The 20,713-nt window shown below is 59.2% G+C and carries 15 protein-coding genes and 2 pseudogenes; 11 read left to right on the top strand and 6 right to left on the bottom strand.

Annotation, left to right across the window (positions count from 1 at the left end):
• Positions 1–102: 102 nt before the first annotated feature.
• Both CQ13_RS43795 and CQ13_RS41975 read left to right on the top strand, forming a co-directional pair.
• The gene (locus CQ13_RS43795; protein ID WP_156434088.1) at positions 103–750 is read left to right on the top strand and encodes a hypothetical protein; all 648 of its coding nucleotides are present in this window, start codon (positions 103–105) and stop codon (positions 748–750) included.
• Positions 719–862, top strand: a pseudogene (locus CQ13_RS41975) (IS3 family transposase); the annotation flags it as partial. The gene CQ13_RS43795 and the pseudogene CQ13_RS41975, both read left to right, overlap by 32 nt.
• Before the next feature lie 252 nt (positions 863–1,114).
• Here the strand turns inward: CQ13_RS41975 and CQ13_RS34505 are convergent.
• Complete coding sequence (locus tag CQ13_RS34505; protein ID WP_057847248.1) at positions 1,115–1,351, bottom strand: hypothetical protein; 237 nt, start codon at positions 1,349–1,351, stop codon at positions 1,115–1,117.
• Positions 1,352–1,387: 36 nt separating this feature from the next.
• Here CQ13_RS34505 and CQ13_RS34500 point away from each other — a divergent pair, with 36 nt between their 5' ends.
• From CQ13_RS34500 to CQ13_RS47405, 3 genes are all read left to right on the top strand, one after another.
• The gene (locus tag CQ13_RS34500; protein WP_245309522.1) at positions 1,388–1,990 is read left to right on the top strand and encodes an outer membrane protein; all 603 of its coding nucleotides are present in this window, start codon (positions 1,388–1,390) and stop codon (positions 1,988–1,990) included.
• A gap of 172 nt (positions 1,991–2,162) precedes the next feature.
• Positions 2,163–2,723, top strand: coding sequence for a hypothetical protein (locus tag CQ13_RS47410; protein ID WP_082637822.1), 561 nt, complete (start codon positions 2,163–2,165; stop codon positions 2,721–2,723).
• 221 nt (positions 2,724–2,944) lie between these two features.
• Positions 2,945–3,325: a 3-oxoacyl-[acyl-carrier-protein] synthase III C-terminal domain-containing protein gene (locus CQ13_RS47405; RefSeq protein ID WP_082637821.1), complete on the top strand. Its 381-nt coding sequence runs from the start codon at positions 2,945–2,947 to the stop codon at positions 3,323–3,325.
• Between the two features lie 688 nt (positions 3,326–4,013).
• Here the strand turns inward: CQ13_RS47405 and CQ13_RS34490 are convergent.
• Positions 4,014–5,399: pseudogene (locus tag CQ13_RS34490) on the bottom strand (alpha,alpha-trehalose-phosphate synthase (UDP-forming)); the annotation flags it as partial.
• Between the two features lie 685 nt (positions 5,400–6,084).
• On the opposite strand from CQ13_RS34490, the gene CQ13_RS34485 reads away from it, so the two are divergent.
• Genes CQ13_RS34485 through CQ13_RS34460 form a run of 6 tightly spaced genes read left to right on the top strand, consistent with a single transcriptional unit; the run spans position 6,085 to position 14,158 of the window.
• Entirely contained in the window at positions 6,085–9,237 is a 3,153-nt protein-coding gene (locus CQ13_RS34485; protein WP_082637820.1) for a DUF2169 family type VI secretion system accessory protein, read from the top strand.
• A complete protein-coding gene (locus tag CQ13_RS34480) occupies positions 9,227–10,303 on the top strand; it encodes a pentapeptide repeat-containing protein (RefSeq protein ID WP_082637819.1) in 1,077 nt (358 codons plus the stop codon). Before CQ13_RS34485 ends, CQ13_RS34480 begins: the two co-directional genes overlap by 11 nt.
• A 4-nt stretch (positions 10,304–10,307) precedes the next feature.
• The gene (locus CQ13_RS34475; RefSeq protein ID WP_082637818.1) at positions 10,308–10,715 is read left to right on the top strand and encodes a DUF4150 domain-containing protein; all 408 of its coding nucleotides are present in this window, start codon (positions 10,308–10,310) and stop codon (positions 10,713–10,715) included.
• 34 nt (positions 10,716–10,749) lie between these two features.
• Positions 10,750–11,706, top strand: coding sequence for a hypothetical protein (locus tag CQ13_RS34470; RefSeq protein ID WP_057847243.1), 957 nt, complete (start codon positions 10,750–10,752; stop codon positions 11,704–11,706).
• Between the two features lie 17 nt (positions 11,707–11,723).
• Positions 11,724–12,380 carry a DUF3540 domain-containing protein gene (locus CQ13_RS34465; RefSeq protein WP_057847242.1) on the top strand — a complete coding sequence of 219 codons (657 nt, stop codon included), beginning with the start codon at positions 11,724–11,726 and terminating at the stop codon, positions 12,378–12,380.
• Between the two features lie 5 nt (positions 12,381–12,385).
• On the top strand, positions 12,386–14,158 hold the full coding sequence (locus CQ13_RS34460) for a tetratricopeptide repeat protein (RefSeq protein ID WP_057847241.1): 1,773 nt from the start codon (positions 12,386–12,388) through the stop codon (positions 14,156–14,158).
• A 571-nt stretch (positions 14,159–14,729) separates the two neighbouring features.
• Here the strand turns inward: CQ13_RS34460 and xopAG are convergent.
• The 4 genes from xopAG to CQ13_RS34440 all read right to left on the bottom strand — a co-directional run bounded on the left by xopAG (position 14,730) and on the right by CQ13_RS34440 (position 19,549).
• Entirely contained in the window at positions 14,730–16,118 is a 1,389-nt protein-coding gene (gene xopAG / locus CQ13_RS34455) for a XopAG/AvrGf1 family type III secretion system effector (RefSeq protein ID WP_197427540.1), read from the bottom strand.
• A gap of 859 nt (positions 16,119–16,977) precedes the next feature.
• Positions 16,978–17,490, bottom strand: coding sequence for an Hcp family type VI secretion system effector (locus CQ13_RS34450; protein ID WP_197427539.1), 513 nt, complete (start codon positions 17,488–17,490; stop codon positions 16,978–16,980).
• Between the two features lie 195 nt (positions 17,491–17,685).
• Positions 17,686–18,045 (bottom strand): hypothetical protein, encoded by a 360-nt coding sequence (locus CQ13_RS34445; RefSeq protein ID WP_057847239.1) that lies wholly within the window; start codon positions 18,043–18,045, stop codon positions 17,686–17,688.
• 22 nt (positions 18,046–18,067) lie between these two features.
• Positions 18,068–19,549, bottom strand: coding sequence for a type VI secretion system Vgr family protein (locus CQ13_RS34440; RefSeq protein WP_057847238.1), 1,482 nt, complete (start codon positions 19,547–19,549; stop codon positions 18,068–18,070).
• Positions 19,550–20,713: the final 1,164 nt, after the last annotated feature.

Below are 20,713 nucleotides of genomic sequence, written 5' to 3'. Positions count from 1 at the left end.
CCATAACCGCCGCCGCCTGACCGGCCCGGCCGTCACCAAAAATTGGCGATAGCTCAGCAGCAGAATACGGCGGCCCTGATCCGGCAATTGCTCGGAAGGAGCATGGCCGACCGCTATGTCGACTTCTGCCGGCTGTCGGCTGGCGCGCTTCCGCTCCGGGTATCCATTCCGCTCGCGGCCCACGCCTTGCGGGAGCTTGAATCGGTTCTGCGGCAGACCTTGGCGGGGCCGATGAAGATTGCCGCCGACGTCACACCGGACGATCTCGCAAAAGTCGAAGCCACCAGGAAACACTTGCACGCAGCCGGCTTCAACGACGATCAATCGCGCCGCCAAGGAACTGCAGCCGCGGTTGAGTCACAAGGCACAGATTCAAGCGATCGTCGCGCGTCTCGGATTGGCAGCCGATGGCGATATCGCGCGCGCCTGGATTGCGATTTCGCAAGCACACGGCAAGGCGCATGGTCGCGCTCTCTATCAGTCGCTGGCGGTCGATGCAGAATTTCGCGCCCGATGGCAGGAGCCTCACGATTCTGCACGGCCCTGTCGAGAGCCGCCTGCGCCTTCGACCGCCTTCTCGCGTCGCTCACGTTCCTGGCCGCCGCGGCCTCTTCGCGCCGGCGCTCGACATCACGCCGTTTCGGCTCTTTGTTTAGCTCCGCTACCGCTGTCCGGGCAGCTTTGTCACTGATCGTCGGCGCCATACGCTTCTTCGGCCTATCGCCGCGTTCACGTCCTGCTTCGTCGTGAAGGATGGCGCCACGGCCAGAACAAGACCCGGCGCGTCTACCGCGAGTTGGGCCTGCAACTGCGCAACAAAACGCCCAAGCGGCGCGTCAAAGCCAAGCTGCGCGATGACCGCTGAACTGCACCCGGCAGCAAGGTTGAGAATGCCCTTTAGTGTGCGCCTTCGGGGCCGGCGCCGAGCGCCGCCGCGATGGCGTTGCGGATGACTTGCTCCTCGGAGGCCGCGAACTCGACGCCCTTGGGCGGGCCGCGACATGAAGGCGAAGAGCTGGTAGTGCAACTCGCAGTTCGGTGAGCGCGTCACCGACGGCAGTCACGGCCGCGCCGACCTCAGTCAGGTCGCGGCCGGGACACCGTCATGTGACGCTCACTCATAGCTCGCCTCGGAGGCGAGAAGCTCGTCGCGGACATCGCCGAGATGCTCGGCGACGACCGAGCCAGCTTCGTCCGACATGTCGACCTGCCGCGAGACCCAGTCGATGTGTCTGGCGGCGTCAGGCCTATCGACGATGGCAAAACGTCTGGGGCGCGACGAACTCGCGCGGCCCGCGTCGAAGAAGGCGAGCGATTCATTGGCAGAGGCGGACACGATCTTACCAGTCAACTACCAACCCTATCAATTGATGGAGAAGACAGGTACATGGCAACCGTGATCCATGGACACCGTCAAGAAAGTTGCATCGGAATTGGGTCAAGAAGGATGAAAAGAATCCTGCTGGGCACGGTAGCCCTGGTGGTGCTGGCCGCCTCTGCCGCTGATCTGGCCGCGCGGCTCTCCGAGCGAAGCGGTTCCTACATCGGTATCAATAGCGGTGGCGGCCCCGCGCGTCGATGCTGGCATCTCGTCAACGCTGGCGTTGTGGTCCGCGCTCCGCCCCTTGCCATCAGGGGCCATAGTGCGACAGGAGGCCCGCTCGGCGGCGAAATCCGCTTCCGCTGGCAGATAGCCAACTCGGTGTTCGGCATCCGGGCGAACGGCAACTGCGCTGATTTCAAGGACTCCAACGCTAACCTCACTTTCGTAGGCCTCCAGGATGAAACCAGGGTTGATGCATTCGGCCTGCTCACGGGCCTGCTTGGCTACGCCTGGACTGACGTGCTGCTGTATGTGAAAGGCGGCGCTGCGGTCGCCCGCGATAAATATCAACTCTCCGAATTTGCGACTGGGCTGCCCCTCACCGACGGTAGCGAAACCCGGCGGGGCGGTACAGTAGGGGCGGACCTTGAGCGCTTTTTTCAATAACCGTCGGCGCTGAGTACGATTGCCTGTTCATTGGCCCTCGGAACGTGGACTTCTTTTCAACCGGGATCGCGGGCTTTTCCAGCGGGCGGCCTCGCAGGAACTGCCCGCATTGGGCAGGACATCGGCATCGGTTTGGTCCACGTGAACTAACGCTGGGACGTCGCGGACGTCTTTGATCGACGCTTTGGTTCGAGGCGAACAACAAGAGGAACTGATGTCCAGAATTTTGGCTGTTGGGACGGCTTTGCCACCATTCCGAATTTCGCAAACCGAGGCCAATGTACTAGCGGGTCGCCACTTCGGATCTAGAATGGAGAAGCTGAAGAGGTCTCTTACAGTATTCGATAATGCGCTAGTCGATCAGCGTTTCTTTTGTGTAGCGCCCGAATGGCTTCTCAGCGAGCATCGCATAAGTGAGACAAACCAGATATACTTGGAATGTGCAAAGGAGCTCGCATGCAAAGCGACCGTGCTCTGTCTCAACAGGGCCGGCGTGAAGCCCGAACACGTCGATCGGATTATATTTGTCTCGTCGAGCGGGATAGCTACCCCCAGTCTCGATGTGGATGTGATCTCGAAGGTCGGACTGCGAACAAATGTACGACGGACGCCCATATTCGGCCTCGGATGTGCCGGAGGAGCATCGGGAGTTAGCTTGGCAGGAGCGATTTGCCGCGCAACGAGCGAACGCGTTCTCCTCATTGCTGTGGAGCTGACATCCCTTACATTCTAGCCGAATGATCTCACCCCGAAGAACGTTGTTGCTTCAAGCCTCTTTGGGAATGGCGCTGCCGCGCTCCTAATCGGCCCAGCTGAAAGCGGCTCTGGCAAACTGGATATCGTAACAAATACGAGTTTGCTTTACCCCGACTCGACTTCTTTAATGGGCTGGCATTTTGGCGACTCCGGATTTGAAGTCGTAGTCTCTGAGCGCATTCCATCAATGATTAGCGAATTGATGCCACATGCACTGCGGTCGTTGTAGCGGAGGATGGCATCCATTCTAACCAAGCGAAGAGCTTAATCTTTCATCCCGGCGGGAGAAAAGTATTGGAGGTTTGTGAGCAGGGCCTTGGGAGATCGTCTGAAAACTTCTTTTCCAGCTATGAAACTCTTCGACGTCATGGAAATATGTCGAGCGCAACTGTACTATTCGTTTTGGATCACGTGCTTGAGCATGAGGAGCAGGCGCCAGGATCATACGGAATCCTAGCTGCGTTCGGACCAGGGTTCTCGGCCGAACTGTCGTTACTGAAATGGGTTGACAGCGAATCGGCTCAGCGAGGGTCTGCACATCTTGAGTCAGTCGGTGACCGATTGGCGCGGATCGCGTAGTAGTGGCCGGCATCAACAAATTCGTTGCCGGTGCTGTTGAGCGCCAGCGTGCCCGAGATGCGCACTCTGCCGCCGGTCTGCTCGGCCACCGCGTTAATGCCGCCGCACTGGAGGTGCCGATTTATGAAGGATGGCGGCGCGATGCATTACAATGTTCTCAACGACGATGACGGCCTCGATCCGGTGACCGTCCTCAACTTGGACCTCGGCAGGCGGCGGCAAATATGACGACATCTATGACCGAAGGCCTTTGATAATCGACGGTTCGAGCAAGAGGTGCCGATTACAACCCACGCGCGGTTGTTCAGCCGCCCTTAAGCCGAGGTATGAGAATAACGTTGACGCCCAGCGGATTGTTAGGGGTCACCTCCCTCAACCCTGCAGCCAACTGCGCCATGTAGGGATGACCATGGATGTAAAAATTTGTCGTCGGCTGGAACGGCCTCGGGAAGGCGTCTACTCTATTCAGCACGCCGAGCAGGACGTCCGGGGCCAGTTGGGGACCGTGGTTCCAGCCCGAGCCTACGATGTGCGTGAAATCATCATCTAATCTCCTAGCCCGTACATCGAACGCCGGGCGTGACAACCGCCGCGGCAGGTCCAAATGGCTTGCCACGCCGGCTAATTTCCCCTCGACTTTCCCTTTCGAGCCGCTAGGCTCCCCCACATTCCGCGGACTGAACTGTCCCGCGAGTTTCTCGGTCCGAATTTTCTCCAACTCCGCAACGAAGTCCGCGGTCCATCGCTGGATGGGATACGCTCGAAGCGTCCCCACCATGTCTTGCCAGCGCGAGATGCGCTCGGCAAGCGACATCGAAATTGCGGCCGAAATCTTGTCTGCTATGTCATCAATGTTGTTCGGATCGACGAGCAGCGCCTCCTTCAGCTCTTTGGCCGCGCCGGCAAATTTAGACAATATCAGCACACCGGGATCGTTCGGATCTTGCGCAGCGACATATTCTTTCGCCACCAGATTCATGCCGTCACGCAACGGCGTTACCACGGCAACTTTCGCTGCGCGGTAAAGAATTGCGAGGTCGGCCTGACTGAAGCCCTCCTCGAAATGACTAATCGGGGTCCAGTCGCCCCTACGATGGCGGTTATTGATATCGCAGACAAGGCGGGCGACATCTTTCTGCAGATTGCTGTAGGCCTCAATGCCGCTGCGCGACGGGGTGGCGATCTGCAATAGCGAGATGCTGTGCGCGAGATGCGGCCGTTCGGTCCACAGGCGGTTTAAAGCGTGGAGGCGTTTGTCGATACCCTTGGAGTAATCGATCCGATCGACGCTGATAGCAATCTTCTCGCTATTAAGACCGCGCCGTATCCACGAGATCCAGGGCTCCGAGGCCGCGTCGGCGCTCAATTCCGCGAACTTGACCGGATCGATGCCGATCGGAAACACTTGGGATCGCGTTTGGCCATGACCCGAGGTTACAACACAGTCCTCGATGGTAAGCCTGAGATGCCTGAGATCGGTGCTGACATAGGCGATGAAATTCCTCCGGTCCTCCTCGGTCTGAAAGCCGATCAGGTCGTAAGCCAACATCGCCTCGATCAGTTCGCGATGACGCGGCACACTCCGCATCATGGCTGGCAGCGGCCATGGCGTGTGCAGGAAGAAACCGATCGGCTGCTTGATGCCGACCTTACGCAGCTCAGTGCCGAGCGGGAGGAAATGATAATCATGCACCCAGAACGCGGTCGGCTCATCGAACCGGAGCAGTCTTTTTGCCATCACCGTGTTGATCTCGCGATAGCTGAGATAGTCTAACGCCGAGGCGTCGATCAGGTCGGTGCGCGAATGCAAGGCCGGCCATAGTGCCGAGTTGGCAAAGCCCTCATAGTAACGCCGATAATGCACGGCAGGCACATTCAGCGTCACAAGCTTGCCTGCGCCGAGCGTCTCGACAGGCGGCGCTTTACGACAACCATCGCCCAATTGGCCCGAGGATCCCACCCAGATTGCTCCGGATTGTTCGACCACAGGGAGTAGCGCAGCCGCAAGGCCGCCTATCTTGGGTTGTTTGGCGTCGCCGCTGTCAACCCGGTTCGACACGACGATGAGATTCACAAGTCATCCTTGCCCGTCTGATCTGCCGTCACCCGGCGTTCAATCAATATGGCTTGATTATCGCTTCAACCAAGTCGAACCCAAATCACGCGCGCAGGCATTCAGTCTTGCTACTGGAAACAAGAAATCTAATGCAAAGATATTCTTGCACGCAGTTGCGCGGTGTAGAACCGCGGCGACACACTAAGGCTCTCGCGTGGTTCCCATTCGCACGGTCTATTTATCGACGATTCCATACGCGCTTCGTCGGCTGCCACCAATCACAGCAGGTCGGCTCGAATGACGGGCGGGCCACGCACATTCCCTCGCCGACCCGCAAGGCAAATGTGGTCATTCCGGAGCCATTGCACCAACAGCTCCGCCTCGCGAGAGCAGCTTTCCAAAGGACTGCGAAGCACGGGTTTTGTGCAGACGGAAGAGCTTGTACCGTTCGGCAATCGCCGCAAGCCCCCTTATGATGTTGTCTTCTATCTGGTCGCTCAAGCGGAATCCGAGCCGATACGCGGTTCTCCACGACACGATCGACGACCAAAGTCTTGCAGTTCGGCCATGTACGCAACGCTGGCTGATCTTCTTGCCCACCTAATCTGGTATGTGACACATAGACGCGTCCGCATAGGCGGAACGCAAGTCCGTCACGCTCGAGAAATATAGCGAAGAAGCGACAATTGTCTCGGCGGGTCTCATGCCCATTCTTATAAAGCCACGCACACTGGGTCTGTTGACCAAATGCGAGCGCCGTCCTCCCGGGGCAAGCCTCGTCATTTCCGTTTTCGCGATGTTCGACCTCGCCAACCCGAGCGCGGACCGTCTGGAAGGCGAGCAGGAACTTTGGGTGATCGCCGCGAAGGAGCTTCCCCCCGGCAACCCTCTCGACATCGGCATGCCCAAGCCGCAAGCGGAAGTGCTCATCGGCGGACATGCGGCGGCGCCTGAGGGACGGCCGACGGAGCGCATGATGTTGGGCTGGACGCTCGGACCGATGCAGAAGCACCTTCTGGTGACCGGCGACCGTTATTGGCAGATGACCGCCTTCGGCTGGCAGCCGACAGCCGCGCAAGCATTCCGGCAAATGCCGCTAACGCGGCAACGCGCGTTCGGCGGGCCCGGCTACGCCGCGAACCCCGTCGGCGCCGGCCACGGGGCTCTTCGCCGCAGCATGGCCGGCGAACTGGTGGCGCTGCCCAACGTGGAAAACCCCGAGCACGCGATTCAGTTCATCGAAACGATCGCACCGCCCGCAGCCTTTGGACCAATGGCGCTCGATGATAAGGAGCGCCTGCGATACGCGGGGACTTATGACGCCGCGTGGCTGAAATCGGTTGCTCCCGCTCTGGCGAGCGATGCCGATCCGCGCCTTTTCCTGTTTGCGCCGCCAGACCAGCGCATGGCCGGCTTCATCTCGGGCGGAGAATCCTACGCGCTGCAGAACTTCTCCGCGGAGCATCCGTTGATCGAAGGCCGCCTGCCGGCCTTTCGCGTGCGCTGCTTCATCGGCTGGAGCGATGCGACGCGTGGCGTCACGGAACTGCCGACGCGCATCGATACCCTGTGGCTGTTCGCGGGAGCCCGCCGCGGCGTCATGATCTACCGCACCGCGACCGCCGTGCAGGAACTGGACGGCAGTGACGTTGGCGACATTATGGTCGCTTACGAACAACAAGGCGAGCCCGCGCGGCCGTTCGATCATTATCTGAATGTCCGGCAGCTGCGGCTCGACCCGACGACCGCCGCACGGTATGCCTTTTCGGAACATCAACTTGCCCCTGAGATTTCGGCTGCCGAACGCGAACGCCGCGCGGCGCGGCGTCGCTATTTGGCCGAACAGCGCGCAGCGCGGCAGCTGGCCTCCATGCGCTGGGCGCTCGAGCGGGAGTTCGCGGGCATTGAGCTTCCGCCTTCGCTGCGCCCGACGATCGAGATACCGTCGATCGAACCGTCAAGCATTCCGGAATTGTTGCCGGAGGAACTCGAGAGTGGCGAGATCGAATTGGCCGAGATCCTCGACGCCTTGGAGACGGTACAGGCCAAGGCAGAATCCGATCTCGACAAGCTTGACGCTCAATATCAACCCGTGCGCGCGGCCTATGAAAAGATTGCCAGTCGAAACGCCGCATCAAGCGATATCGACGCCTTGCTTGCCGCGATCGGTTCCACGGACGCTGCGCAGTCGATGGACGCAAGCTTTGAGCAAGCTCCGCCATTCCCTGCGCTGCCGGACACTGATCCGGCCCTCATAGGCGATATCGAAGACAAGCTCGCGCGGGCGAAAAACTGGCGTCGCGAAATCCTTCGCGCAGCAACGCAACCGCTCGACGAGCAAAAACAATCCGAACTTGCACATGCTCGTTTCTTTAACTTGGCGGCTGGACGACCGCTCGAGCCGATACGCAACGCCATATCGGACGGCGCCTTTTCGCTTCCCGATATTCCCGCGCTTGTACTTCCGGAAGAAACGCGGAGCCTCACACCGGAGGCGCCGCCGCGCCTGACCATTGACGACATACTGGCGCAGATCGAGGCCTCCGGTACACCGCCTGACGCCGCCAAACGCGCGCATACGGCCCTCGCCGATGCTGAAGCGGCGCTCAGAAGGGCCCTTCCTGCGTTACCGTCCGATGACCGCCCGCCGTTCGAGGCCTTGAATGCGCCGCATCAAACGGCAAGCGCTGATGAGCCCGAAGGAAGGATCGCCGCGGCTAAAACGGAATCTACGAAAGCATTGACCGTCCTGCGAACCGAGATCGACAAAGCCGAGGGTCAGTTGGCAGCCGGCATGGCCGCAGCAAGGCTCGCCTCACCCAAGCCGCTCAGGCCTGAAACGATGCTGGCACCAGCTGTCGCACGCGCGCTGGGGGATCTGGTGGAAGAGGAGTTCCGGCGCGGCGGCACGATTGCTGGTCGCGATCTAGCCGGCGCCGACCTCTCCGGGCGGCGATTCGCGAACGCGGACTTCTCCGGCGCCTTTCTTGAGCGCGCGAAGCTGAGCGGGACCAACCTGGCCGGCGCAAAACTGATGAAAGCCGCACTGTCCGGCGCAACGCTCATCAACGCTGATTTAAGCGCGACCGATCTCACCGAAGCCAATCTCGGTGAAGCCGACTGCCGCGGAACGCGTTTCGCAGGCAGCCAGCTTGTGCGCACCAATCTTCTCGGCGCGCGCATGGTGGGCGCATCCTTCGACCAAGCACGGCTTGGCGAGCTCCAGGTTTTGCGGGTACCGATGATCGGGGCAACCTTCCGTTCTGCGCAAATACATCAATGCTCCTTCATCAAAGCCGACCTCGAGAACAGCGTTTGGGGGGACGCCGTCCTCGAGCGCGGACAATTCATGGATTTATCGCTGTCTGGTGCGAGCTTTGCTGGCGCGCGACTTAAGCAAACCTGCTTTCTCAAAGTGGCAGCGCCCCAACTCGATCTCAGCAGCTCGCAATTTGACCAAGTCAGCTTCATCGGCGACATCGATCTGCGCGACGCCCGCTTCGGCCGCAGCAGCGCCGAGGCGCTCTCTTTTCAGGCGGCCGACCTCAGCGGCACCGACTTCACCATGGCTCGACTGAACGGTGTTTATTTCGGCAAGTCGACGCTGGCGCGCGCCATCTTCCGAATGACATCGCTGAAACGCGCGGTCTTCACTGGCAACGATCTGCGCGGCACCGACTTCTATGCCGCTAACCTGCTCGAGGCACATCTCAATGAAGCCGACCTCACCGGCGCCAGTCTACGCCATGCAAATCTTTATGGCGCCGACCTGATGGATACTTCTTTGGTCGCGACCGATTTGAGCAACGCAAATATCGACCGCACCGTCCTGATGGTCACGCGCCATGTCAATTGATCTCTTATTGCAGTCGGTCGACCATAAGTTCCCCGTACGCGAAGCCAACCTCGATGGCCAGATGCTGTCTGGACTGAGCCTGAACGATGGCGTTGTGCTGAGTTCTTCTTTTCGCGGCAGCCAGTTCACGCGTGCCCGCCTGACCGGCATGACGTTTCAGGACTGCGATTTCAGCGGCGCTTCCTTCGCCGATGCTTACCTTCAAAAATGCATATTTGTCGGTTGCCGCGCTGGCGAATCCGACTGGCGGCGGGCGCGCTTCACCCAGTCGACGTTCATGACATCAGATTTCAGTCATAGCGACTTTAGCGAGACGCGGCTCAGCCAGACGACAGCGATGCGTTGCATGTTGGCCCAGACGATCCTGAGCAAGGCCACCCTATCTCAAAGCGCTCTCATGGATTGTGACCTCGCCAATGTCGTGCTCGACAACGCCACGCTGACGAACGCCGCCATAACGCAGGCCGATTTGCGCAGTGCACAGCTCACGGGATTACGTTGCGACACGATTCTTTTCTCGGAATGCGATCTGTCGGAGCGGGACCTCTCCGGGCTGATGCTTGCGCGAGCAAACTTGAGCGGCGCCAAGCTGAACCGCACAAACCTGTCCGGAGCAGACCTCTCCGGTGCGGTGTTGGCGGGCGCGAGCCTCGTTGGCGCCGACCTCTCCAGCGCGACCGCCCCGAACACGCTGTTTGTCAGGGCTGACCTGCGAGCCGCAAGGCTGCGCAATGCCAATTTGACGCAATCCATCTTCGTAGAGGCGTGCCTCGACGGCTGCGATCTTTCTGGCACAACATTGGCGACGGCCGTTTTCACACGTGCATCGGCCAAGTTCGCCTTGTTTGCCGGCGCCGACATGTCCTATGCGCTGATGCACCACGCCAAGGTTGATGGCAGCGATTTTTCCGGCTCGCGCTTTCTGCGCACTGACTTTCACTGCGCGTCGACCGAAGGCAGTCTGTTCGTGACCCAGCGTGGGAGTGCCCTGCATACTGTGCCGGAACGCGCCGTCGCTGAACTCTACAATGCAAGCCGCGTCATCCCTCTCAACGGAGTGAGCTAAACAAATGACTTTTGTCAATTCAAGTGGCCCGATGTCGGCGGAGGATCAAGCGTTTCCCGACGTCTGCAACACGCCATCCGGTCCCGCCGTTGTGCCTACCCCCTATCCAAACGTCGCTATGAACACGACGGCTATTCCTACGCAGTCTCGGTTCCTGATCATGTGTATGCCTGCACACAACATGACGACCGAGCGCGCGACATCGATGGGTGATAGCGCAGGTGTGGCCCTCGGCGTCATCTCTGGCCTTGTCATGGGTCCGAGCCGCGCCAAAGCGGGATCGGACAATTTGTCAATCGGCGGGTCACCGGCAACCAAAATGGGGATGCCGACTAAGCAGAATGGTGCCAACCCGAACGCGTTCGGACTTTCGATATCGCCCTCTCAAACCCGCTTGATGGCGCACCGCTAAGGTACCTACAGCCACACGATTAGGGAAGCCTACTATGCCAAATGCCTATACCCGACTGGTCGTTCCAGAAACACCGTCTTCTCCCCTGACCAAGTCGAGTTATCTGCGCCTCGGTTCTTATTCGGACGAAGAAGAAAAACTTGTCACGGGTCTCACAACGACTATTGGCGAAAGTCCAGCTGCGATCAGCAAACATGAAAGCGACAATGCCGGCTTACTTGCCTTCACCAACAAGGACTTCCAGGCAAATATCGAAGGCGCTGCACTGCTCAAAATCGGTCGCGGTCAGACCACGGAGGTCACGAACGGCAACTCCCAACATCAGGTCTCGAAAGGCACTTATGAGATCTCCGCAGAGAATGGCGTATCAATCAGTGCTGGCGCTAATGGGACGCCTGCGGACATCATCCTGACGGCCTCGAACCGCGTCAAGCTCATCAACAACGGCCACAAGCTGGAAACGACCGTTGGCAACTCGGAAAAGCAGACGATGGGCGACACCAAGGAATTCTTTCAAGGCACTAAATTCACCTGCATGAGAGGCGCAGCTACCACGCTGGCGATGGCCAATAACGTATGCATGTTCTTTGGAGAAGCGTTCACCTTCAAGATCTCAAGAGAATGTTCATTCAATCTGAGCGATATGAACTCTGTCACGATCGGCAACAAACTTGACATTGTCGAAGGAAACGACGTCAAGCAAGTGATCGGCAATTCGGCCAAGTGTGTTTTTGGACCCGACTTCAAGTCGGCCGATAGTGATACCAAGATTCTCAGGACAAGCAATTTCAAGCTCGCGCCCGTTGACGACTTGAAGGTGGTCGGCCGCGACGGCAAGGTCTGCAAGATGAGCGTGTCCGTAACGGAAGAAGAATTGCGTCAGGGAAAGTCAAGCACGGAACAGTACGAGCTTGTGACCCGAGCAGCTGAGATCATGTCCAGCACCGGCAATGAGGAAGTCATACAAAAGAAGTCGATAAATTTCATGTAGCCGGCTGGAGAGCAGGAATGACGATGACGATCCGTGCCACAAACACCGACATCTTGGCGATGGCCGAGCGCTTGCTTGAACCTGGACATCACACAGCCCGTGTATTGTCAGTCAGCGATGATGGCACTGCGATGGAGGTCGAAGTCGCTGGCGCTCGTCACACGGCGACGGTGGCTGTTGGCTGCCTGGTCCGGCCTATACCACGGGACATGGTGCTGCTCTTCGCTAACGTGGAGCAAGCCTTCGTCGTGACCGTGCTCGAGCGGGCGGCTTCCAATGGTGGCATGGTCGGCCTACCCGGGGGGCGCAATATGTCGATTGAGGGCGAGACCATCACCATCGCCGCGCGCCAGCGCATATCCTTGCGCGCCGATAGTATCGATCTGCAGGCTAAGTTGTTTGCTGTGCTCGCGAACAAAGGCACCTGGATCGGCAAGCTCTACACGTTAGTCGCGGACCGTGTCCGATGCTCGGCGCGGATCCAGGAAGCGAGCGCCGAGTTGCTTACGGTGAAGGCGGTCGAGCGTGTCGCGGTGATCGAGCGTATTGACTCATTGCAGACCGAAACCCAGGCCATTAGGGTCACCGGCATTGCCTCCGAGATAGCCCACAGCAAAGTCATCGCGGTGAGCGAGGATCTCCGCCTCGACGGCAAACGCGTCACGGTTGCATAGCATAGATGCTGTCCACTGGCATGCCGGCTCCGACCCGGCAGGAGAGGGTTAGAACGGTCCAGGAGTTTATCGCGGCCGGCCGTCTCGAGGAGGCGGAGGCGCTACTGGAGGAGGTCGCCACCACAAGTGATCCCGATACGCTCAATGCGAGGGCCACACTGGCACTTGCGCGGCGGCGGATCGAGTTTGCCTTCGACATGCTGTCGGAAGCGGCGACCATCTACCCCGAACACGCCGGCCTCACCAACAATCTCGGCATCGCCCACGGATTGCTCGGCCGCGCTGAGGAGGCGGTGATTTGCCTCGAACGCGCGGCGGCTCTCGCTCCGCGCAACGAGGAGATTAAGCTGGCGCTCGCTCATGCCCTACTGAGCCGCGGCAACGTTGCGGAAGCCCGCGCGATGACGGAGACCGTTGTCCGACACGAGCCAGGGAATGCGCGTGCCCTCCTTCAACTCGGCGCCATCGAGTTCGCCTTGGGCCACAGCTCGTCGGCTGAGGCCGTCCTGCTTCGTGCGCTTGAGATTGCTCCGGACGATCCCGATGCGCTGGTCAATTTATCGGTGCTCATGCTCGAACGCAGCCGTTTCGACGAGGCGCTCAACCTTGCGGAACGCGCGCATCTGCGCGCCCCGCTCGATACAGCCGGGCTCTTTCATCTGGCTTATTGCCGCGCCGCAACCGGACTCTGGCCGCAGGCGGAGGCCACCTGCAAGAAACTGCTCGCCTATGCGCCGGCTCATGTTGGTGCGCGCGAAATCGTGGCCCGCGTTACGATTGCCAAGGGTGAGGTGGACCGAGGCATTGCGCAACTGACGGAATTCGTTCGCGCTCGCAAATCGGATCCTTCCGCCGCGCTTGCTCTGGCGCGTGTCCTGCATCTCGTTGGCCGGTTCGATGAATCCCTCAAGCTTGTCAGCCACGTCGTGCACACGCGACCAGAGAGCGAAGCAGCGAAGTCTCTACAGACGACGCTTGAACTGACGCTCGGTCACTTCCCGACACCTGATCCGGCCGCCTTGGCGCTTGTGCCGCAGATAGTTGTGCCGCCGACGACGGGCGCCCTCGAATTCGTAGCACTCGTTCGTCTCTTGCGTCGGCTGACGAGCCAGCAAAATGTGCATGTGGTCGCGGAGCCACGTTACCAGGCTCTTCTTGCCGGCCTCGCTGAGCAGGTCATTTCGGACGAGCCGAGGCCCGAGCTCTCAGCTATGCCGTTGCAATCGTTATTGCGCGTTCTGTCGACCGACGCCCGCAACATTGCCGATGGCATTCCCTACCTACGCCCCGAAGCCGAACTGTTCGCCAAATGGCGGGATGCTCTGGCCGCGTTCGCAAGGCCTTTGGTGGGCATCGTGTGGGAGGATGGCGCTCTCGGCCTCTCGATGGAGCAGGTCGCCGCCGTGATCTCTCACTCCGTCACCCCGGTCAGTTTGATGAGCGGGGCGCAACGGCATGACATGAAACGATGGAGTCGCCCGATCGATGCTGGTGTGCATATCGAGTGTCCTGCGGAATTGATCGCAGCGATCGCCAATCTCGACGCCGTGGTTGGGCCCGACAGCTTCGCCGTCCATATCGCCGGAGCGCTCGGCGTTCCCGGCGTGGTCTTCGTGCCGCGCGGTTATCCCTGGTATTGGGCTCAGGCCGACGGCAAGCCATTGTGGTATCCTTCATTCGAGGTTGTCGTGCAGGAACGGTTCGGCCATTGGTCCGGCGCGATCGACGAAGGTCGGCGCCGGCTCGAGACCCTGCTGCGCACACGAACGATTGACTGAGCGGCGCTCCCACAGCATCGCGGCAAGCCCAAGTCGCTGGTTGCTGAAGCTGCGATTGCCTGCTTCCTTTCTCCAGACGATTGCGATTGGCGGCTGGGCTGCGATAGCCAAAGGGGCGAACGCATCGCGCACGTGCTCGAGCGGCTTGAACGCAATGAAAGTGTCACGTTCGAGACAATCACGTTGTTCATCCGCTTTTGGATGACGGTAACATCCGAACGGCGTTACGCGAGACTTGCCGCCCATGAGAACGTCTCTATCTAGGAGTCACAGGTCCTGCTTGATCTGGTCAGATTTGGAGGTGAATGTGATGAATCCCGTCAACAATATCAACAGAGTCGACGGCCGCAGATTTCGTGCAGACGTACTACGTCCAGCTGCAACTGTTCGGCCGGTCCTTGATCGCTGCTTCATCAATCGTCGGTGATCACCATCCGTGGTGACGGCTATCGGGCTTCGAGAAGAGCCGTTCCGGCGGGGAAGCATGCGTGCAATGAGATCGGACCTAACTCGTGTTCCAGCTCAGACCGCTTCGAGAGCGTCGCTCGCTAATACACCACTCCTTACGGCGTCAACGCTGCTTCGAGAGATATCTGCCGCCGTAATACTCTCGCGCGGCCTTCCGACACACCCCCATGTAGAACTCATCCGCGTCTTCGGTGGTGTAACCAGCGCCGACGAAGCAGCCGCGTGCCACCTCGTGGAGCGAGTGCCGTATTGACGACGTGTCGTCGTATACGGCGTTAAGGCACGCGACGATGACTATAACGTCCTCCTTTGAGAGGCGGGGCAGGCCACTCATCAAGCGCGCGTGATTGATGCAGGCGACGGCATTGGCGCACGTGAACGAATCGCCCAACCCTGAGCAATCCTCGAACCCATTGCCCTGCTCGTTCAACTTGAAGTGCGCGATGGGCAGATCTTTCATGATATCGATCTCCTTGTGGTTCAACTCCTCACCTATCACGGGATCATGACCCGATCGCCTCTCCTGAAGCCAGACGTCGAGTTGGTGTAGTCCCGGCCCAACCCAGCTTTTGTTGCGTTTGAGCGGGTTCTTATTTGGATCTTCGAACATAAGCGTCGCATCGAGCTTGTCGGTTTCCGCCCGTGATAGCCAACCGTGCTCGTACATGGCCTGCATCACGACGTTCTCAGCGTGTCCCCAATGCTCGTCCGCAGCGTAGACCTGCCTGAAGTTCAGGATGGCTTGGCCAGCCGCGAACTGGGCCTCCTCTCTGAGACCGCCGTCCTTGTCGAGCAGCGCCTCCAGCCTGTCGATGCATCGCTTGAAAGTTAGTCCCTTCTCGCTCTGGAAGGTGGCGTCCCGGCAGTGCTGAACGCCCTTGTTCACGAAAGGTTGGGTGATCGACCTCGAGGTGTAGCCGTAAGCACCAGTTTCATCGTTGAGCACGCCCGTCAGTGCGTACTTGTTCTTTCTGTCGTATAGCGGGCTGTTCGTCAGGTCCGGATCCTTCGGCACTTTGGATGGCCTGTACTTGGCCACGCACTCGTCCTTCACGAGATGACCCTTCATGCAGCTCAGGTTCAGCACAAGAGAAGTGTGCGCCGCTATGGAATCCACCAGGCGACCAACGTGTACATAGGTCGCCGCCCGGTAATCGATCATCGTTACGAACAGGTTGTTACCGCAGGTACGGATTGGATTGAGGGGACGTTCATTGAGGCGCCGAGTGTCAGGGTCGGCAGCGTGATACGACGTGTAATACTCCCTCGCCTTCGCCTGAGCCAACCTAAGCCGTTCGTTACTGGTGAAGCCTTTCTTCCCGTCGTGCAGTGATGTGGTAGAAAGGAAAAAGTCGTTTGCGACCTCATTATAGGCGTAGCCCGCGCCCGCGAGATACAATCCGTATTTCACTGCGCGCGCAAAGTTTGGCCCGTCTCCCCTCCCGCCTTTCGCTCCGTCTCCATTATTCGTTCCCTTCCCGACCTGCCGCACTACAGAGCTCCTCCCAGTTGGAGTTGCCACACTCCGGGCACTGACCGCAGCAAGTGAATGCCCCTCTCCATTGAGCGCAGTCATCGCACTCGGGGTCTCGGCCTGTCCGCCGACGATTTGCCAAACCTGGGAGCGAAGCGCAGCAAGTGAATGACCCGCCTGGTGAAACGCACTGAGCATACTTGGGGCCTCAGCCTGGCCGCCAACGATCCGCCAAACCCGGGAACGTAGAGAAGCAAGCGAATTGCCCATTTCGTGGAACGCGGTCATCGCGCTAAGCTGTCAGGCAGTCCACAAACGATCCGCCGGTTGAGTCCCGAACGCCGTGAAGGCTGGTTGTTCCCAATTCGCATTCATGTTCGTCAATCACTACCCATGACGCAGGATCAACAGTACGATTCCGGCACCCTGTTCGGCTACACGCGCGATATTTCGGTCCGAACACGACCCACTTGATGCACCGCGAGGCCCTAAAGCCACCAAATGAACCGGCGTATCTTTGCCGCATGTCTACGTTGTGCGTCCGACAATTCGTCCGATCAGCAGGCATATGAGCCCGGCTTGCTCAATTGGCCAAGCCCAATGCACCAATCGGCAATGGCAGCCAATGCTCCCGGCCTATCCAACATTCTGTTGAGCAAGGCTGGACCGATCTACCTACTCTTAGCATTGTCTGCACACTGCCGTGAAGCAGACCCGGCATGGCCACTTCCAAGTCCTGCGACGCGTCGAATGTGCGCAAGGTATCCACCATGTACCGGACGGTGCCTGGGACCAAGTCACCGTCCTTGGCTTGGCGGGGGTGCATAGCGCTTCGTAGACGCCGCAAAACGGCGACAGCGCAAACGTCGCGGCGTTGTCACCATTTATCCTCGCCGCTGGTGCTGCCGGGCACGTGCTCCCATTTCACTTCTTTGTAGGTGAACGACCAGTCTTCCATGTTCTGAAAGAAGTTGTTCTGCGGATTGATCGTCAGCGGCACATAAGCCTTGCCCTCGACTAACGTCGCGTTCTTCCAGCTTATTTTGAAGAAGTTCTGCGGCTGCGGCATGCCCCCTGGATCGGTGCGGTAGAACTCGCAGACCACCTCTTCGAGCACCTCGTTGGTGGCCAGCGCCTGCCATAGCAGCGGCGAGGCCCGATCGAAAAACTTGGTGAAAAGCACCGGCTGGTGGTTGCGAGCGCCCGTGGCGACACCGCTCGTCACATCGCGCGGAACGATGATGCCGCTGGTGAAGGCGACAACGGTGATCTTCCCTTGCTTACCCGCATCACCCTTGCCGACCTGCCCGATGCTGACCGTCTTGGAGGCATCCTTGGAGATGTCGCCCTGCTTCTTTCCCTTGATTGTCATGTAGGCTTCAAGTGACACGTTCGTCTCCCAATCTCTGGCATACGCCGGCACACACCGGCACGATGGACATGGCAACATCCGTGCCAAGAGCCGTGTGCACCCGACACCTGAATTTTCGGGCCTTCCGGACGTGATGGTCAACAGGGTCGGGCAGATTTCCAGGCACCGGCACCCATCACGCAAAGACCTCGTCGCGATCGAGACAGCAGTCCGTCACGGCATGACAGGGCCGACCTGTTCCAATTGACACTCGACCTCGAGAAATGCACGTGTGGCAACGTCGAGGACAACCTGCCCCGTCACACGGTAACCCATGCGGTTATCAACAACGGCATTGCCCTGCAGGGCGTAGACGAGCACCGTGCAAGGACCGCGTCGTTCCTGCTCGAGACAGTGCGCGGATAATTTGAGGCGCAATTCTCGTCCGTCACGAAGCCGTTGCGAGCAAATGCCATCGGCCGACGGCGGTGGTATGTTGATCGTTGCTGTTGGCAGGATGGTCGCGCGTGCCGTATTGGCGACCGCTTCCAATAGCGGGTCGATCTCGTGAGTCGCTGGGCGCCAGACGGCCATAAGGTTCCATGAGGTGAAGAAATCACGGAGATCCGTCGTACATCACGATCGAGGCGCCAGATTGCGACATAAGGCGATTGCACAAGTGCGTGTCCGAGGTCACTCCTCCCTTCATATCTGGATTGTGGACCGCTCCGACCACTACCGGCCGGTCAATGTCGCCGTTGATGTAGCCGACCAGAACTTCCGTTCCGGGGACCAACGGACAATGCAAGCCGGTTTGATTCGGACCTGCATAAGGTTCGAGCTTGCGCACGTAGTCGCTGCCAGCGCCCTCGGCCGGTTCGTCGGCGAATGTAAGCTGCAGCTTGTAGCGGCCCTGGTCGTCGATCTCGGCCCGCCCGTTCCAAGCTTCTCCATCGACTGTGGCGGTGTGGAGGCCGACGCCAAGAGGCACAGGCGTCATCGCAACCGGTCGATAAGGCACGTCCGAGCGGATGCAATGGACCATGTTCTGGTAGGCTCGCCCATTTTGCCCGGATGCGCCGAATCCGGTTGGCGCCGGGCGATAGGCCGAGTGATCCGCGGCGATGACGAGATATTCACCATCGAAGCGGGGATGGCCCTCCAGTTCGAAAATGACGCCAGCGCGCAGCTCCGGTGCGTCGCTGTGGGCGATGTACATTGTCTGGCCGGCGCAGATCTGCTCGGCACGGATCCGGGCCAGCGTGGCCGCTTCTGCTTCGGTCGCAAAGTGCCCGCCGAAGCGCGAGGCTTTGCCCAAGAAGCCGCTGCCTTGTCCGACCTGCTTATCGACGGACACGACGGAAGGCACCGTTTCGTTGTAATCGCGGAGCGCGATGGTCTTTGTCGAGAGAACCCGGCGCTGCCGGAATGACCGAACGGCGCTTTCGTCGACGCCTCGCGATGTCTTGCGCTCGTGCTGGCGCGCATAAAGAATCGCCGACTTAACGCCGAACCCGATCTTGGGGAAGGCCAGATTCTTGTCGCCGAAGACGACGGTTTCACCTTCGTCTTCTTGCTTGAAGAAGTAGAAAATTCCGTTCCGTTCGCAAAGGCGCGAAATGAACGTCAAATCACTTTCATTGTATTGCACAACATAATTTCGCTTGGGATAGCGATCAAGATTGTATTCGGTGGGAATGTTGATGCTCACCTTGTTCAACTGCTGTTTAATGATGTCATCGACGCCCATGGGTTGGCCAGGGCCATAAATGCGGCTCGCGATGGAGAGCTCGGCGACCGCAAAACGCGGCCGCAGGACGAACTGGAGCACCCGCAGGTCAGTCACCGTTGGATCGAGTTCCTCAACTTGGGCGCACAGGCCCGAGGCAAGCCATCGCCCGCATGCGGTTTTGACAGACAGCTTGGCGCGCTCGCCTATCAAAGAGCCGGTATCGACATTGCTCGATGTCGTGGCATAGATCACGTAGCTGAACGGCAGGGAAATGCACTCTGTGCCCTCGAACCCTTGCACGTCGAGTTCAATGTCGGGCTTGCTGCAAATGTGCAGGTCAATACTGAGATTGGAGTCGTTGGTCATCGGTGCACCAAGTCAAAATGTGGCAGTGTTAGGCATGCTCGTCACAGGTGCCGCGGAGCGCGGGTCGATTGGGAGCCCGAAGCACTCAATGCTAACGATATCTCACCTTCCTTGCGCGTTTTACGACAGCAGCATGTCGCCGACAGCAGAACTTAGTAAAGCCAGGCACGGGACGGTCGAGACGCCGGACGAACTCACCGACAGGCTCGATACGGTCGCGGCGGTTTAGGGCCTGAAGCGAGCCCCCGCCATTCCGCTGGCGAGATGGTAGCTTCTCGTTGCCATGCATAGTGTATCGCGATCGGCTAGCGGCGCCGTGATGCACGTCCAAACGGCGCATCTGGCGACATTGGTTCTGAAGAGTTCATCGCTCTCTCCAACAGCTCCGAGCGCAAGCTGCATCTCACACGGTGAGCCTTGCCCATCAGCACGGATACGACACCCGGGTGTGCATTCGAACTGCCTGCGGCGCTAGCATTGGCCGCCTCTTTCGCGCCATTGTTGTGAAGCCGATCGACTGGCCCACGCGCCTGTTGTGTGCGCTCTCAGGTGCGGCGGTAGATACGCTGGGTTTCCTTCTCAAAACGATGCACACGGGTTCAAGGGAAAGAGAGCATCATTCGTCTTGCGCTTCGTGTACTCAGCCAATCGGTGTCGCTGCATCTCAATAGCAATAGCCGTGCCAATGACGTCTCCTCATTTGATCTCTGATTAGGTTTTGAAAAACTGAGGTTTGCCAAATAAGTGTTCTCAACCTGACAGAGGCGGCGCGACTGTCAGACACTGGACAAGAGTCAAGCTGGTCGAACCCTGACATGAGGCCGTTTCGCGGCATCCCATGATTTGTCGCTCGACAAGGTTATATTTTTAAACCGACATCCAGAGGGACGGTCCAAGATGATCAGCAAGTGACGTGCCGCGCGAGGCTGCCAAAGAGAGGCCTTCGACGGCTGATGGCGAGCCTGTTTGGTGGGCCACAACATTGAAGACGGTACTTCGATTCTAAGACTGCCCAGCAAACAGACATGTCGATCATTGAACAGAAAGTGTTTGTGACCGAACAGACAGTGCAGATTGGTCTGTTTCACTTTCTGGCATCGCGATCTCTTGTTCTAGGGTCTGTTGGGATTCATCGCGAGTTTATCACGGCAGCGGCGAGGTGGA

The organism is Bradyrhizobium retamae, from assembly GCF_001440415.1.
In the GTDB taxonomy this organism is placed as follows: Bacteria; Pseudomonadota; Alphaproteobacteria; order Rhizobiales; family Xanthobacteraceae; genus Bradyrhizobium; species Bradyrhizobium retamae.
The sequence above is the reverse complement of the archived record's forward strand: the minus strand, read 5'-3'. Positions and strand labels throughout refer to the sequence as shown.

What these genes read in the sequence shown, in the direction of transcription:
- CQ13_RS34465 (WP_057847242.1), top strand. Translation starts at nt 11,724, where the DNA reads ATGACGATGACGATCCGTGCCACAAACACCGACATCTTGGCGATGGCC.
- CQ13_RS34475 (WP_082637818.1), top strand. Translation starts at nt 10,308, where the DNA reads ATGACTTTTGTCAATTCAAGTGGCCCGATGTCGGCGGAGGATCAAGCG.
- CQ13_RS34440 (WP_057847238.1), bottom strand. Translation starts at nt 19,549, where the DNA reads ATGACCAACGACTCCAATCTCAGTATTGACCTGCACATTTGCAGCAAG.
- CQ13_RS34460 (WP_057847241.1), top strand. Translation starts at nt 12,386, where the DNA reads ATGCTGTCCACTGGCATGCCGGCTCCGACCCGGCAGGAGAGGGTTAGA.
- CQ13_RS34485 (WP_082637820.1), top strand. Translation starts at nt 6,085, where the DNA reads ATGCCCATTCTTATAAAGCCACGCACACTGGGTCTGTTGACCAAATGC.
- CQ13_RS34470 (WP_057847243.1), top strand. Translation starts at nt 10,750, where the DNA reads ATGCCAAATGCCTATACCCGACTGGTCGTTCCAGAAACACCGTCTTCT.
- CQ13_RS34445 (WP_057847239.1), bottom strand. Translation starts at nt 18,045, where the DNA reads ATGGCCGTCTGGCGCCCAGCGACTCACGAGATCGACCCGCTATTGGAA.
- CQ13_RS43795 (WP_156434088.1), top strand. Translation starts at nt 103, where the DNA reads ATGGCCGACCGCTATGTCGACTTCTGCCGGCTGTCGGCTGGCGCGCTT.
- CQ13_RS34500 (WP_245309522.1), top strand. Translation starts at nt 1,388, where the DNA reads ATGGCAACCGTGATCCATGGACACCGTCAAGAAAGTTGCATCGGAATT.
- CQ13_RS34480 (WP_082637819.1), top strand. Translation starts at nt 9,227, where the DNA reads ATGTCAATTGATCTCTTATTGCAGTCGGTCGACCATAAGTTCCCCGTA.